Consider the following 13,952-nt stretch of genomic DNA (forward strand, 5'->3'; position numbering starts at 1 on the left):
CAGTAACTTCTGCATTACAATTTAAGTCACCGTAATACCTTAAAAAAAACACTCATTAAATATAAGAACCATTAATACAATCGCCAAATCAGAGATAGTTATGCGCGAATAATCACATTTCATTACGAGAAAAAATGATTCCCATGTCGCTGTCATTCCTTTTCCTCAAACAATTACCTCGCTGTGAAATTTATTTTTATGGTCAGGAAACTAATGCTGATTTGAGGGATAACATGAAACTAAAAAATTATTCACTAATATTACTAATGGGTATGAGTTCCTCGGCGTTCGCCTTAAACGTCTATAATAAGGATGGAAATACGCTGGATATCTATGGTCGTGTTGAGGGCAAAATTGCAAGTGGTCAGAATTCATTCGCTGGCAGTGAAAGTCGAAGTGATTTAGGTGGTCGTATAGGTATTTATCTCACGCGAGATCTGGATCTTCTGCCAGAGACTAAAATCGTAGGCCGACTGGAATGGCAGGTGCGTACCGAAAAAAATGATAATAATACCGGCGAAAGCGATATGGAGGCCCGCTATTCCTATGTCGGCCTGTCGAATAAAACATGGGGTGAACTGATCACCGGGAGAACCAAAAACCCGTTGTATCAGGTAATGAAAATGACCGATAAGTACAAAAACTTCACCCCCAATATCTACAGCTATGGCATTACAACCATTGATGACTCTTACCAGTTCAACCGACAGGACGGCACCGTACAGTGGAACGCCAAATTTGCCGGCAATGAGATTCAACTGGCATGGGTTTCCGATAACGGCAACAGTGATAACGAAGCTCTGGATTACGGCGCGATGGCCAGCTATCGCAATTCTTTCAAATTTGGCGATTTTAGGATTACACCGGCGATAGCGGCCAGCCGTTATAAACGACAGGACGGGGTAGTGACCACCGATGGACGTAATCAAAACGATCAAATCATGGGAGGATTACAACTCAGTTATAAAGCCTATGAAGTCGCAGTAACCGCATTACGTACGTCTATTTCTCGTGATAACAAAAGCGATAATAATTATAAAGGGATGGATTCGTTCATTTCCTACAACTTTGGCACCGTCAAGGTTCTTACCGGATATAGCTTTTTAAATGAAGATGGTAAAGATATTGCTGAAAAAGAAGACTGGCGTGCTGAAGCGCAATTAACATTGGCTAAAGACACGTGGTTATCATTTACTTACGATAAAGAGTTCGCAAGTAAGAACAAAAAGACCAATGATGATGCGCTTATCGTTGGGCTCCGTTATGATTTCTAAGAGATAAAAAATGAAAAAGATAACATTACTTGCCGCAGCGACGACTTTCGCCTTAAGTAGTATCTGTGTTCAAGCGGATACGTTATTAGCGCCTTCCGCATATGCGAAAATGGATGGTGAGAATAAAATTGTCGCGCTTTATGGTAACTCTTTCACTTTCTATAACAATAATATTAATACCCGCCTGCGGGATTTGACGCAGTCCTTACTGCCTGATCACGCCAAAGGCTATAAATATCGGGGGATCACGATTTCCAGCGGTCATTTAGGCTGGCAAATTGAGAATATGCGCTATCAGAACACGCTACAGAAATGGGATGTCGTCATCCTGCAGGGGAATTCTACAGAAACGATTTCAAAGAAAGAAAGTACCCGACAAAATTTCGTGCACTCTGCAACCCAAATGGCCGAAATGGCGCATAAAGCCGGTGCAAAAGTCGTCTATTTCATGACCTGGCCGAAAAAAGACAAACCCGAAGATAGCCAAAAACTGGCAGATGCTTATATCTCGATTGCGCAAAAAACGGGGGGATATGTAGCTCCGGTAGGTCTGGCTTTCGAGAAAGCGCGTACAACGCACCCAGAAATTAACCTGTATTATCAAGATGGTGTACACCCTTCGATTTCAGGAACATATCTCGCCGCCTGCGTATTTTTCGCTACTCTGTATAATCAGTCTCCGGTCGGCGGTGCGCTTCCCATTGATACGGACATGAACCCTGCTACCGCCAAAGCCTTGCAGCAAGTAGCCTGGGAAACCGTCACTGAGTTCCAGAAATCATAATCATCGGCTTTGTCCTCCCCTGCACGCCGACAATCGTGTCGGCGTAAACGCATATCCTCATCCATTCCTTAGCACTCTACACAAATAAGAATTATTTTCATTTACTCATACCTTGTGCTATATAACATAGCAAAGGCTATATTTGATGATAAATTAACCACTTCATTGTGAGGGATACTATGCCGCATCTGCCCCATCTGAAATCGCTTCTCCTTGCAAGCGTAATCACGGCGCTGACGCTGTCTCCTGCCTGGGCGAAAGAAAAATTTAAGGTAGTAACCACCTTTACGGTGATTGCCGATATGGCCAGTAATGTGGCAGGTGACGCCGCTGACGTCAGTTCTATCACCAAACCCGGGGCTGAAATTCACGAATATCAGCCCACACCAGGGGATATTAAACGCGCACAGGGTGCACAGCTAATCCTCTCCAACGGCCTCAATCTGGAGCTTTGGTTTGCCCGCTTCTATCAGCATTTATCCGGCGTGCCGGAGGTAATGGTCTCAAATGGCGTGCAGCCAATGGGTATCAGCGAAGGGCCGTACAACGGCAAACCGAACCCGCATGCCTGGATGTCAGCGGAGAACGCGCTCATTTACGTGGATAACATTCGCGATGCGCTGATGAAATACGATCCAGACAATGCTGCCACCTACCAGAAAAATGCGGAGAATTATAAAGCGAAAATCCAGCAGACTCTGGCGCCGCTGCATGATGAACTGATAAAGCTCCCTGCCGATAAACGCTGGCTGGTCACCAGCGAAGGCGCATTCTCTTACCTGGCACGTGATAACGGCCTGAAAGAGCTGTATCTGTGGCCAATCAATGCCGATCAGCAAGGCACGCCCAAACAGGTACGCAAAGTGATCGACGCGATCAAAGAGCATCAAATCCCCACCGTATTTAGCGAAAGCACCGTGTCCGACAAGCCTGCACGTCAGGTCGCTCGTGAGTCTGGCGCGCATTACGGCGGCGTGCTGTATGTCGATTCGCTCAGCGCTGCCGATGGTCCGGTACCGACCTATCTGGATTTACTGCGCGTGACGACACAAACCATCGTCAGCGGCATCAACGACGGGTTAAGGAGCCAAAAATGAGTCAATCTGCGATTACCGTGAATCAGGTTACGGTGACGTATCGCAACGGGCACACTGCGCTGCGGGATGCCACTTTTCAGGTTCCGGGCGGCTCAATTGCCGCCCTGGTCGGCGTCAACGGTTCGGGAAAATCAACGCTATTTAAAGCGTTGATGGGGTTTGTCCGTCTGGCGCGGGGGGAAATCTCTATTCTGCAACAACCGGTTAATAAAGCGCTCAAACAGAATCTGATCGCCTATGTCCCCCAGTCAGAGGAGGTGGACTGGTCGTTTCCGGTGCTGGTGGAAGATGTGGTGATGATGGGACGATTTGGCCATATGGGCTGGCTGCGTCGGCCAAAACAGATCGACCACGACTGCGTAGATACGGCGCTGGCGCGGGTCGACATGCTGGACTATCGCCATCGCCAGATTGGTGAACTTTCTGGCGGGCAGAAAAAACGCGTCTTTCTGGCGCGCGCTATCGCACAGGACGGCCAGGTCATTTTACTGGATGAACCGTTTACTGGTGTAGATGTGAAAACCGAGGCCCGGATCATCGACCTGCTGCGTGAACTGCGTGATGAAGGCCGGACCATGCTGGTCTCTACCCATAACCTGGGCTCCGTCACCGAGTTTTGTGATTACACGGTGATGATTAAGGGCACGGTGCTGGCAAGTGGCCCGACCGAAACCACCTTTACTCCCGAGAATCTCGAGCTGGCATTTAGCGGTGTCCTGCGTCACGTTGCCCTGCGCGGCGGCGAACAGCACGTGATTACCGATGATGAACGTCCGTTTATTTCGCGACGCGCGGCAAGCGAGGGGGAATAATCATGAACTGGCTGACAGAGCCGTTTGGTTACCAGTATATGCTCAACGCCATGTGGGTTTCGGCGATGGTCGGCGGCCTGTGCGCGTTTCTCTCTTGCTATCTGATGCTCAAAGGCTGGTCGCTGATTGGCGATGCGCTATCGCACTCTATCGTGCCGGGTGTAGCCGGAGCCTATATGTTAGGGCTTCCCTTCGCACTGGGCGCATTTCTTTCCGGTGGGCTGGCAGCGGGCAGCATGCTGTTTCTCAATCAGCGTTCACGCCTGAAGGAAGATGCGATTATCGGGCTGATTTTTTCGTCTTTTTTCGGTATCGGGCTTTTTATGGTGTCGCTCAATCCGATGTCGGTGAACATCCAGACCATTATTCTCGGTAATATCCTGGCAATTGCGCCGGAAGATATTCTGCAGCTGGCGATCATCGGTGTGGTATCGCTGACCATCCTGTTATTGAAGTGGAAAGATTTGATGGTGGTCTTTTTTGATGAAAACCACGCCCGGTCTATCGGTCTGAATCCGGGGCGTTTGAAGCTGCTGTTTTTTACACTGCTCTCCGTTTCAACGGTAGCCGCCCTGCAAACCGTCGGCGCATTTCTGGTGATTTGCCTGGTGGTCACGCCCGGAGCCACCGCCTGGCTGTTGACCGATCGTTTTCCTCGCCTGCTGGCGGTTGCCGTAGCTATCGGTAGCCTGACCAGCTTTTTCGGGGCCTGGCTGAGCTACTGGCTGGATGGTGCAACCGGCGGAATTATCGTCGTATTGCAAACACTGCTGTTCCTGCTGGCGTTTGTCTTCGCCCCCAAACACGGTCTGCTGGCGAATCGCCGCCGCGCCCGCAGGATCAATAAGGAGCTGGTATGATCTTAACAACGCTGCTGGAACCCTTTCAGTTTAGCTTTATGGTCAATGCGCTGATCATCTCCACTATTGTGGCTATCCCCTGCGCGTTGTTATCGGTTTTTTTAGTGCTCAAGGGGTGGGCGCTGATGGGTGATGCCATGAGCCATGCGGTTTTTCCGGGGATCGTGCTGGCTTACATCGCGGGCATCCCGCTGGCAATTGGCGCGTTTGTCGCTGGACTGTTCTGCGCGGTAGCCACCGGATACCTCGACGATAACAGCCGCATTAAGCGCGACACCATCATGGGCATTGTTTTCTCTGGGATGTTTGGTGCGGGACTGGTGCTGTATGTTTCCATTCAGTCGGAAGTGCATCTGGATCATATTCTGTTCGGCGATATGCTCGGCATATCACTGAGCGATATTATGCAAACAACGGTGATTGCGTTGGGGATCGCGCTAATCATTGGGCTGAAGTGGAAAGATCTGCTGCTGTATGCGTTCGACCCACATCAGGCCAAGACCAGTGGGCTTAACACCACTCTGCTGCATTACGGCCTGTTGTGTATGATCGCCCTGACGATTGTCGCCACGCTAAAATCGGTCGGGATTATTTTGTCGATTTCTTTACTGATTGCTCCTGGGGCGATTGCAATTTTACTGACGCGGAAATTTTCCAACGCCTTGTGGCTGGCGGTGGCGATATCGATCGTTACTTCATTTATAGGGGTATATCTGTCATTTTTCATCGACAGCGCACCGGCTCCCACCATCGTCGTATTATTTTCACTGCTGTTTGTGATTACTTTTATTTATGCAACCCTGCGCGATCGGCGTTTAGAAAATCAGCTTCAGCTACGTGATGTATAAATAATACTTTATAATATGTCAGCTAATTTTTTATTTTGATATGAATATAGCCTCCGGTCAGAGGCTATATTATCAGCAGATTACAACATCGTGATGATACGTTTTAATAAACGAATTCGCTGTTCGATGGAGGAGATATTCAGCCATTCATCAACACCGTGAAAACCCGCGCCGACTGGTCCCAAACCATCCAGCGTCGGGATCCCCAGTGACGCAGTGAGATTAGCATCGCTACCGCCGCCAACGGCCTGCCATGTCACGGCGATCCCTTCTTCCTGTCCGGCTCGTTCAACCAGCGCCATCAGCTGTTGCGTCTCCTCGTTCGCAGCCATCGCAGGCTTATGGCTGACCCGGGTAAGCGTAGTGGTCACGCCCTCAAGAAAACCTTGCTGGCAGAGCGACAGTAAAGCCTGATGGACACGATCATATTCTTCATTGTCCCAAAAGCGCACGTCCAACTCTGCGCGGAGTTTCGCTGCCACCACATTCGCCGCACTGCCACCCTGCACCACCCCCACATTTAGCGTGGTGCCACGCGTCATGTCGGTCAATGCATTAATCGCCAGTACGCTATTAGCAAAAGCGGTAATGGCAGAACGTCCTTTCTCCGGCTCATTGCCGGCATGAGACGCCACACCGTCAAACGTCAGTTGATAGCCTCCCACACCTTTACGCGCTTTCACCAAAGAGCCATCTGCCCGGGCAGCCTCACAGACCAGCACGCAACGTGCGCGTTTCGCCAACGCAGCAATCCACTCGCTGGAGTGAACGCTGCCGGTCTCTTCATCCGGGTTCATTGCTACCGCAATAGATAAACGCGCCAGATGCTCCGCGGGTAACGAGCGCATAGCCCAGAGAATATTTAGCAGGCCGCTTTTCATGTCAGAAACGCCGGGGCCGTAAAGACGGTGTTCATCGCGGCTCATCGGGCGTTCAGCCACCGTTCCTGGCGGAAAAACGGTATCCAGATGACCGACCAGCAGCACATCGTATTGTGTTGCATGAGGCTTATTAGTTACCAGCAACGCCGGGCCGACCTCACTCCCCAAATCCACAAGCTCCGTTTGCCAGCCTTCCTGCTGCCAGAGATCACGCATCACCGCGGCGATATGGGCTACGCCTGCGACCGTTTGCGTTCCGCAGTCAACGTTGACCAGCGTTTGCAGTTCATTAATGTATTTTTCCAAATCCATGGTCATTCCTTATCAGAGAATAATGCGCATCAGCAGCATCGCTAAAAAAGCGTTCAGAACGGAGATAATTATCATCAGGGGAATACGTTTAGCGCTGGTGCCAATAACGCCGAGAATGCGGCCCAAATACTGTACCTGCGACCCCATCAGATAGATTGCCGGTGCCAGAATAGCCAGATGTTCGCCGGTCAGAATGCCTTTATCAAACAGACCAATCGCTACCCCAATCCCACCGCCCATCGACATCCAGCCGCCAATCAATACCGCTGCGGCTTCGCCGGGAAGACCAAAAAGACCCATTAGCGGTGCGAACACCATACCAAGCCCTTTCAGCGCGCCGGTAATCTCCAGCGCTTTGATGATGATAAACGCCATCACCACGTTTGGCAGAGTGCTGGTTGTCGCAATATTCCAGCCTTTACGGGCCCCTTCGACAAAAACATCAGTAATAACCGGATTAGAAGTTGGTGCGCTCATGATGCTTCTCCTGGAGCAGTTGACTGGGTTTTCTTACTGGTAAAAGTCAGGATCAGACGCATTACATTGGCGCCAACAATTTTCATAATGAACATCACAGCCACGCACGCGCCAATAGACGCTGGCACGGCTGGAGTACCGTCCACCGCCATCAGCGTGAACAGAATGGCACCGGAGGAAAAGAAGTTGGTGATCATTGCCCCAGCAGAGAACTGGAACATGGCGAAAATATCTTTTTCGTTTTGCGTAATTTCGCCTTCGTCGGCCAGATTTCGCGTTAACGATGCGCCAACGTCAGTGCTCTGCAGGCTGCCGATCAGCGCCAGGCCGGTATTTCCGGGGATCCCCATCAGAGGACGCAGCAGAGGAGTTAATAAACGACGTGCCGCACGCAAAGCGCCATAGTGTTCAAGCACGTTGATCATGCCAAGGGCAAACATGACAGCAGGAATTAATCCCAGTGCAAAGAGAAAACCATCCATGGCACCGTGACCGCCGGTACCACGAAACGCACTGGTCGTTGTCGTCAGCGTATCCCCCTCGAGACTCGCTTTACTGACGACTTTACCGAAAGCACCGTTCAGGGTGGTGAAATCAAATACGCCATACCATTCTTTGCCGCCGAGTAGTCCGGAGAAAAATACTGCAGCGAATGCCAGAGCAAAATAAGCTCCCGGCCCTACCTTATTATCCTGAGAGGGTAAACTCATATCCATTTCCTTATTGATGTAGAGAATCACCGCATCATTTTGGATACGCAAGGAATAAATAAAGTGATTTAAATCATTTCTGTGGCGTGTACATTCCAGAAATTTTAAAAAATGTGACGTATTAGAGTTTGCCCTTTAAATAAAACCATCTCGTTAATATTTAAATTAATCATTAGTTATGTAATGAATAGTAAACATGCAACAGGGAGGGTGAGCCACCTTAAATTAAATAAATAAAAAGATTTACAGATATAATAAATTATGCCGCTGTAAAACTTTCTTACAACTCCACTCCTTCCCACAAATACCAAGCGTATTTAATGTCATTTTTTGTAGCGGCAAAACCTACGGGTGAATCTCAGTCGTTGTCGGTGATAAGATAGACTATTCTGGCCGAGCCAAAGCTCGTCGTTACTGCCCGTCAGGCGGCTTTCGAATGACAAATTTGTGGGTTTATGCAAGTTTCCAGGGGCTTGCATGAGACTACCCAGGTACCCAAAAAGATTAAAAAAAGAGCAAAGAAGATATGAAAGAGTCACTTGATAAGGACTTCTCTAACCACACGCCGATGATGCAGCAGTATCTCAAGCTGAAGGCTCAGCATCCGGAAATACTGCTGTTTTACCGCATGGGCGACTTTTACGAACTGTTTTATGACGACGCTAAACGCGCGTCTCAGCTGCTAGATATCTCCCTGACCAAACGTGGCGCATCTGCGGGCGAGCCAATCCCGATGGCGGGCATTCCTCACCATGCGGTAGAAAACTACCTCGCCAAACTGGTCAATCAGGGTGAATCTGTCGCTATTTGTGAGCAGATTGGCGATCCGGCAACCAGTAAAGGTCCGGTTGAGCGCAAAGTGGTACGCATTGTCACGCCGGGTACCATCAGTGATGAAGCGCTGTTGCAGGAACGTCAGGACAACCTGTTGGCCGCCATCTGGCAGGACAGTAAAGGTTACGGTTACGCTACGCTGGATATCAGCTCAGGGCGTTTTCGCGTCAGTGAACCCGCCGACCGCGAAACCATGGCCGCAGAGCTTCAGCGCACCAACCCTGCTGAATTGCTGTATGCCGAGGATTTCGCTGAAACTTCGCTGATTGAGGGGCGTCGCGGGCTGCGTCGTCGCCCGCTGTGGGAATTTGAAATTGATACCGCCCGCCAGCAGTTAAACCTACAGTTTGGCACGCGAGATCTGATTGGTTTTGGCGTGGAAAATGCCCCACGCGGATTATGCGCCGCCGGATGTCTGCTGCAATACGTAAAAGATACTCAACGTACCTCGCTGCCACATATTCGTTCCATCACCATGGAACGTCAGCAGGACAGCATCATCATGGATGCCGCCACGCGCCGTAATCTGGAGATCACGCAGAACCTGGCAGGTGGCTTTGAAAACACGCTGGCGTCAGTACTCGACTGCACCGTGACGCCGATGGGCAGCCGTATGCTCAAGCGCTGGCTGCATATGCCTGTGCGCGACACTAAAATCCTCACCGAGCGCCAACAAACCATCGGCGCGCTGCAGGATACCACCAGCGAATTGCAACCCGTGCTGCGACAGGTGGGCGACCTGGAGCGTATCCTGGCGCGTCTGGCCTTACGTACCGCGCGTCCGCGCGATCTGGCCCGCATGCGTCATGCCTTCCAGCAATTACCGGAACTGCGTGCACAACTGGAAAGCGTAGACAGTGCCCCCGTGCAAATGCTGCGCGATAAAATGGGCGAATTTACCGAACTGCGTGAACTGCTTGAACGCGCCGTCGTCGAAGCGCCACCCGTGCTGGTTCGCGACGGTGGCGTCATTGCCACGGGTTACAATGAAGAGCTGGACGAGTGGCGAGCGCTGGCCGATGGCGCAACCGACTACCTCGACAGACTGGAAATCCGCGAACGCGAACGCACCGGCCTGGATACGCTTAAGGTCGGGTTCAATGCCGTACACGGCTACTACATTCAGATCAGCCGTGGACAGAGTCATCTGGCTCCGATTAACTACGTGCGTCGCCAGACGTTGAAAAACGCCGAACGCTACATTATTCCGGAACTGAAAGAGTACGAAGACAAAGTTCTGACGTCAAAAGGCAAAGCGCTGGCGCTGGAAAAACAGCTGTATGACGAGCTGTTCGACATGCTGCTCCCGCACCTGGCGGATTTGCAGCAAAGCGCCAGCGCGCTGGCGGAGCTGGACGTACTGGTCAACCTGGCGGAACGTGCTTATACGCTGAATTACACCTGTCCGACCTTCACCGATAAACCCGGCATTCGTATTACCGAGGGGCGTCATCCGGTGGTCGAGCAGGTGCTGACCGAGCCGTTTATCGCCAACCCGCTCAACCTCTCGCCCCAGCGACGGATGCTGATCATCACCGGGCCGAATATGGGCGGTAAAAGTACCTATATGCGCCAGACTGCATTGATTGCGCTACTGGCCTACATCGGCAGCTATGTTCCGGCGCAGAAAGTGGAGATAGGTCCTATCGATCGGATCTTTACCCGCGTGGGGGCAGCGGATGATTTGGCATCGGGTCGTTCCACCTTCATGGTAGAAATGACCGAAACTGCCAACATTCTGCATAACGCCACCGAGAACAGCCTGGTGCTGATGGATGAGATTGGCCGTGGAACCTCCACTTACGACGGCCTGTCGCTGGCATGGGCGTGTGCGGAAAATCTGGCCAATAAAATCAAAGCATTAACGTTGTTTGCCACCCACTACTTCGAACTGACTCAGTTACCGGAAAAGATGGAAGGCGTCGCTAATGTGCATCTGGATGCGTTAGAGCACGGCGATACCATCGCCTTCATGCACAGCGTTCAGGATGGTGCGGCGAGCAAGAGCTATGGTCTGGCAGTAGCTGCCCTTGCAGGGGTGCCGAAAGAAGTTATTAAACGCGCGCGGCAAAAACTGCGCGAACTGGAAAGCATTGCGCCGAACGTTGCCGCGACCCAGGTCGATGGTACGCAGATGTCGCTGCTTTCAGTGCCTGAAGAAACCTCCCCCGCCGTTGAAGCGCTGGAAAACCTCGACCCGGATTCACTAACGCCGCGCCAGGCGCTGGAGTGGATCTATCGGTTGAAGAGCCTGGTGTAAAAATGCAGTGTCCGACGGCGCTTTGCTTATCGGGCATTGGGCTACACGGGAATGGGTGCGAGAGGACAGTACCGGACCATCAAGACGCGGGGTTTCCCCCGCGTTGTAGCTACTTCTTCGGTTCGTAAGCGAGAACAGCTTTAAACTCCATACCACGTTCTTTAATACTTAACTCGCACAACGAATCTCGCACCATTAACGTGAATCCCAGCGCCGTAAAACACAGCACTACAATTGCCACAAGGGCATATTTTGTCAGCATGTCTTGCCTCCCTGCAAAGAAGAGACTAACATCCAAATTGTTCAGGTTTGTACGCTAGCCTCAGGTTGATAGAACTATCTCCTGGGGCTTTTGTCTTTCCGGGACCTTGCCAATGCTCAAAGCTCAGAAAGCCTCAAGCACCCGCCGCTATTCTATTCCCGATGCCGCTGTAACAAATTAATTTATCAATACGTTACGAGTCTGCGCGCAAAAAAAGACCCGGAATCCCGGGCCTTCAGTATTAGCGCTTACCTTCCGCCAGCAGCGGTGGAATACTCGGCACCATTGGTGCGTCATCGATATCTTTTTGCGTCATCCGAAACGCCTCCGGGTAGTGCTCGCGGCTGGTGCGGCGAAGCGGTTCGGTATTACGCCAGGTGTACAGACAATGCTGGCACTGATATACCGTCCAGACATCTTTCACCGGCGAGTTCGCCATCACTTCAATATGTTCATCGGCACAACGGGGACAAATCATCTGCAACTCCTTATTTACGGTTAGCCAGCATGGCGGTCAGCTTTTCAGCCCAGGCTTTCGTTTCCGGTAAATCACATACCGGCTGGCTGTAGTGCCCACGGTTATCCGGCGCAACCGGCGTGGTGGCATCTATGATTAACTTGTCGGTAATCCCCGCCGGACTGGAGCCCGGATCAAGTTCCAGCACCGACATATTCGGCAATTGCACCAGATCCCCCGCCGGATTAACTTTCGAAGACAGCGCCCACATCACCTGCGGCAGATTGAACGGATCAACATCCTCATCAACCATAATCACCATTTTCACGTAACCCAGACCATGCGGCGTCGTCATTGCCCGCAGCCCGACTGCACGGGCAAAGCCACCGTAGCGTTTTTTGGTGGAGATAATCGCCAGCAAACCATGGGTGTACATGGCATTCACCGCCTGTACTTCCGGGAATTCAGCTTTCAGCTGTTGATAAAGCGGTACGCAGGTTGCTGGCCCCATCAGATAGTCGATTTCCGTCCACGGCATCCCGAGATACAGCGATTCAAAAATCGGTTTACTGCGATAAGAGACTTTATCGATACGCACCACGGTCATGTTACGACCACCAGAATAGTGGCCGGTAAACTCACCAAAAGGACCTTCGATTTCACGTTTACGGCTTTCAATGACCCCTTCGAGGATCACTTCTGAACCCCATGGCACGTCAAAGCCAGTGAGCGGTGCGGTGGCGATCGGATACGGGCTTTCGCGCAGCGCCCCCGCCATTTCGTATTCCGACTGATCGTATTTCAGCGGCGTAGCCCCCATCAGGGTAATAATCGGATCGTTACCCAGCGTGATGGCAATCGGCAGATCTTCACCACGCTCTTCAGCTTTATGCAGATGCAACGCAATATCGTGCATCGGCACCGGTTGCAAGCCAAGTTTGCGTTTCCCTTTCACTTCCATACGATAAATGCCGACGTTCTGCTTTCCGAAGTTATCCGGATCCAGCGGATCGCGCGACACCACGCAGGCTTTATCGAGATAGAATCCCCCATCGCCATCATTCAGGCGAAACAGCGGCAGAATATCAAACAGGTTGATCTCCTCACCATCAACACTGTTTTCAGCCCAAGCCGGATTGGCACGACGCTCCGGCGTAACCGGAAATTTATCCCAACGACGGATAAACTCATCAATTTGTTTTTTCACCGGCGTATTGGGCGGCAGGCCTAATGAAATGGCATGATTCTGCCACGAGCCGATGGTATTCATCGCCACGCGGGCGTCAGTAAAACCACGAATATTGTCAAACCACAGCGCTGGCGCACCGTCGCCAATACGCCCGGTCGCGTTAGCCGCCGCAGCCAGATCCGGCTCAGCGTTGACCTCTTCACTGATTTTCAGCAATTGTCCCTGGTCGTCCAGCGCCTGTAAAAAGCTGCGCAAGTCATCAAATGCCATTATTCATTCTCCTGTGCAAAATTCTGCGCCTGTCGTAATCCCTGCCAGCGACGGGCGTTGGGGTGTTCCAGACCAAACTGATCGAGCACGCGAGCCACAATGTGCTGCGTGATGTCATCAATCGTTTGCGGGTGGTTATAAAACGCAGGCATCGGCGGGACCATCGCGACGCCCATGCGCGAAAGCGCGAGCATGTTTTCCAGATGAATAGTGCTAAGCGGCATTTCACGCGGAACCAGTACCAGCTGGCGCCCTTCTTTCAGCACCACATCAGCGGCGCGCCCCACCAGTCCTTCCGCATAGCCAGCACGAATACCGGCAAGGGTTTTCATACTGCAGGGGATAATGATCATGCCGTCAGTACGAAACGATCCGGAGGAGATGGTCGCCGCCTGGTCCGCCGGGTTGTGGCAATAATCGGCTAACGCTGACACATCACGGACGCTGTATGGTGTTTCCAGTTCAATGGTGGTTTTGGCCCACTTTGACAGCACCAGATGGGTTTCTACCCCCGGCATTGCCCGCAGCGCCTGCAGTAGCGACACACCAAGCGGTGCGCCGGTCGCCCCGGTCATTCCTACAATCAGTCTCATTTCGCCCTCAATTTTGTTCGTGTACGAACATT

At 51.5% G+C, this 13,952-nt stretch carries 14 protein-coding genes; 7 read left to right on the forward strand and 7 right to left on the reverse strand.

Annotation, left to right across the window (positions count from 1 at the left end; translation table 11 throughout):
* Positions 1-233 precede the first annotated feature (233 nt).
* The 6 genes from OGX99_RS13110 to sitD all read left to right on the forward strand — a co-directional run bounded on the left by OGX99_RS13110 (position 234) and on the right by sitD (position 5,675).
* A complete protein-coding gene (locus OGX99_RS13110) occupies positions 234-1,274 on the forward strand; it encodes a porin (protein ID WP_286543977.1) in 1,041 nt (346 codons plus the stop codon).
* Between the two features lie 10 nt (positions 1,275-1,284).
* Complete coding sequence (locus OGX99_RS13115; RefSeq protein WP_286543792.1) at positions 1,285-2,058, forward strand: SGNH/GDSL hydrolase family protein; 774 nt, start codon at positions 1,285-1,287, stop codon at positions 2,056-2,058.
* 179 nt (positions 2,059-2,237) lie between these two features.
* Positions 2,238-3,155, forward strand: coding sequence for a metal ABC transporter substrate-binding protein (locus tag OGX99_RS13120; protein ID WP_151218214.1), 918 nt, complete (start codon positions 2,238-2,240; stop codon positions 3,153-3,155).
* A complete protein-coding gene (gene sitB, locus OGX99_RS13125; RefSeq protein WP_210905308.1) occupies positions 3,152-3,967 on the forward strand; it encodes a manganese/iron ABC transporter ATP-binding protein in 816 nt (271 codons plus the stop codon). Before OGX99_RS13120 ends, sitB begins: the two co-directional genes overlap by 4 nt.
* A gap of 2 nt (positions 3,968-3,969) precedes the next feature.
* Positions 3,970-4,827, forward strand: a complete 858-nt coding sequence (sitC, locus tag OGX99_RS13130; protein ID WP_210905309.1) for a metal ABC transporter permease — start codon at positions 3,970-3,972, stop codon at positions 4,825-4,827.
* Positions 4,824-5,675: an iron/manganese ABC transporter permease subunit SitD gene (gene sitD, locus OGX99_RS13135; RefSeq protein WP_252838660.1), complete on the forward strand. Its 852-nt coding sequence runs from the start codon at positions 4,824-4,826 to the stop codon at positions 5,673-5,675. The genes sitC and sitD overlap by 4 nt, the downstream gene beginning before the upstream one ends.
* 80 nt (positions 5,676-5,755) lie before the next feature.
* On the opposite strand, the gene OGX99_RS13140 is transcribed toward sitD, so the two are convergent.
* The 3 genes from OGX99_RS13140 to OGX99_RS13150 are packed head-to-tail and all read right to left on the reverse strand — an operon-like array spanning position 5,756 to position 8,061.
* The gene (locus tag OGX99_RS13140; RefSeq protein WP_151218216.1) at positions 5,756-6,868 is read right to left on the reverse strand and encodes a M20 family metallopeptidase; all 1,113 of its coding nucleotides are present in this window, start codon (positions 6,866-6,868) and stop codon (positions 5,756-5,758) included.
* A 12-nt stretch (positions 6,869-6,880) separates the two neighbouring features.
* Complete coding sequence (locus OGX99_RS13145) at positions 6,881-7,345, reverse strand: YjiG family protein (protein WP_151218217.1); 465 nt, start codon at positions 7,343-7,345, stop codon at positions 6,881-6,883.
* Entirely contained in the window at positions 7,342-8,061 is a 720-nt protein-coding gene (locus OGX99_RS13150) for a nucleoside recognition domain-containing protein (RefSeq protein WP_151218218.1), read from the reverse strand. Before OGX99_RS13150 ends, OGX99_RS13145 begins: the two co-directional genes overlap by 4 nt.
* Positions 8,062-8,581: 520 nt before the next feature.
* On the opposite strand from OGX99_RS13150, the gene mutS reads away from it, so the two are divergent.
* The gene (gene mutS, locus OGX99_RS13155; protein WP_210905311.1) at positions 8,582-11,149 is read left to right on the forward strand and encodes a DNA mismatch repair protein MutS; all 2,568 of its coding nucleotides are present in this window, start codon (positions 8,582-8,584) and stop codon (positions 11,147-11,149) included.
* A 109-nt stretch (positions 11,150-11,258) separates the two neighbouring features.
* Here the strand turns inward: mutS and OGX99_RS13160 are convergent, their stop codons facing one another.
* The 4 genes from OGX99_RS13160 to OGX99_RS13175 all read right to left on the reverse strand — a co-directional run bounded on the left by OGX99_RS13160 (position 11,259) and on the right by OGX99_RS13175 (position 13,920).
* Positions 11,259-11,411 (reverse strand): Hok/Gef family protein, encoded by a 153-nt coding sequence (locus OGX99_RS13160; protein ID WP_003034202.1) that lies wholly within the window; start codon positions 11,409-11,411, stop codon positions 11,259-11,261.
* Between the two features lie 241 nt (positions 11,412-11,652).
* Entirely contained in the window at positions 11,653-11,889 is a 237-nt protein-coding gene (locus OGX99_RS13165; protein WP_151218219.1) for a non-oxidative hydroxyarylic acid decarboxylases subunit D, read from the reverse strand.
* Positions 11,890-11,899: 10 nt separating this feature from the next.
* Complete coding sequence (locus OGX99_RS13170) at positions 11,900-13,327, reverse strand: non-oxidative hydroxyarylic acid decarboxylases subunit C (RefSeq protein WP_187258912.1); 1,428 nt, start codon at positions 13,325-13,327, stop codon at positions 11,900-11,902.
* Positions 13,327-13,920, reverse strand: a complete 594-nt coding sequence (locus OGX99_RS13175; RefSeq protein WP_252838659.1) for a non-oxidative hydroxyarylic acid decarboxylases subunit B — start codon at positions 13,918-13,920, stop codon at positions 13,327-13,329. The genes OGX99_RS13170 and OGX99_RS13175 overlap by 1 nt, the downstream gene beginning before the upstream one ends.
* Positions 13,921-13,952 lie beyond the last annotated feature (32 nt).

This window comes from Citrobacter sp. Cu096 (genome assembly GCF_030332285.1).
Lineage (GTDB): Bacteria > Pseudomonadota > Gammaproteobacteria > Enterobacterales > Enterobacteriaceae > Citrobacter > Citrobacter meridianamericanus.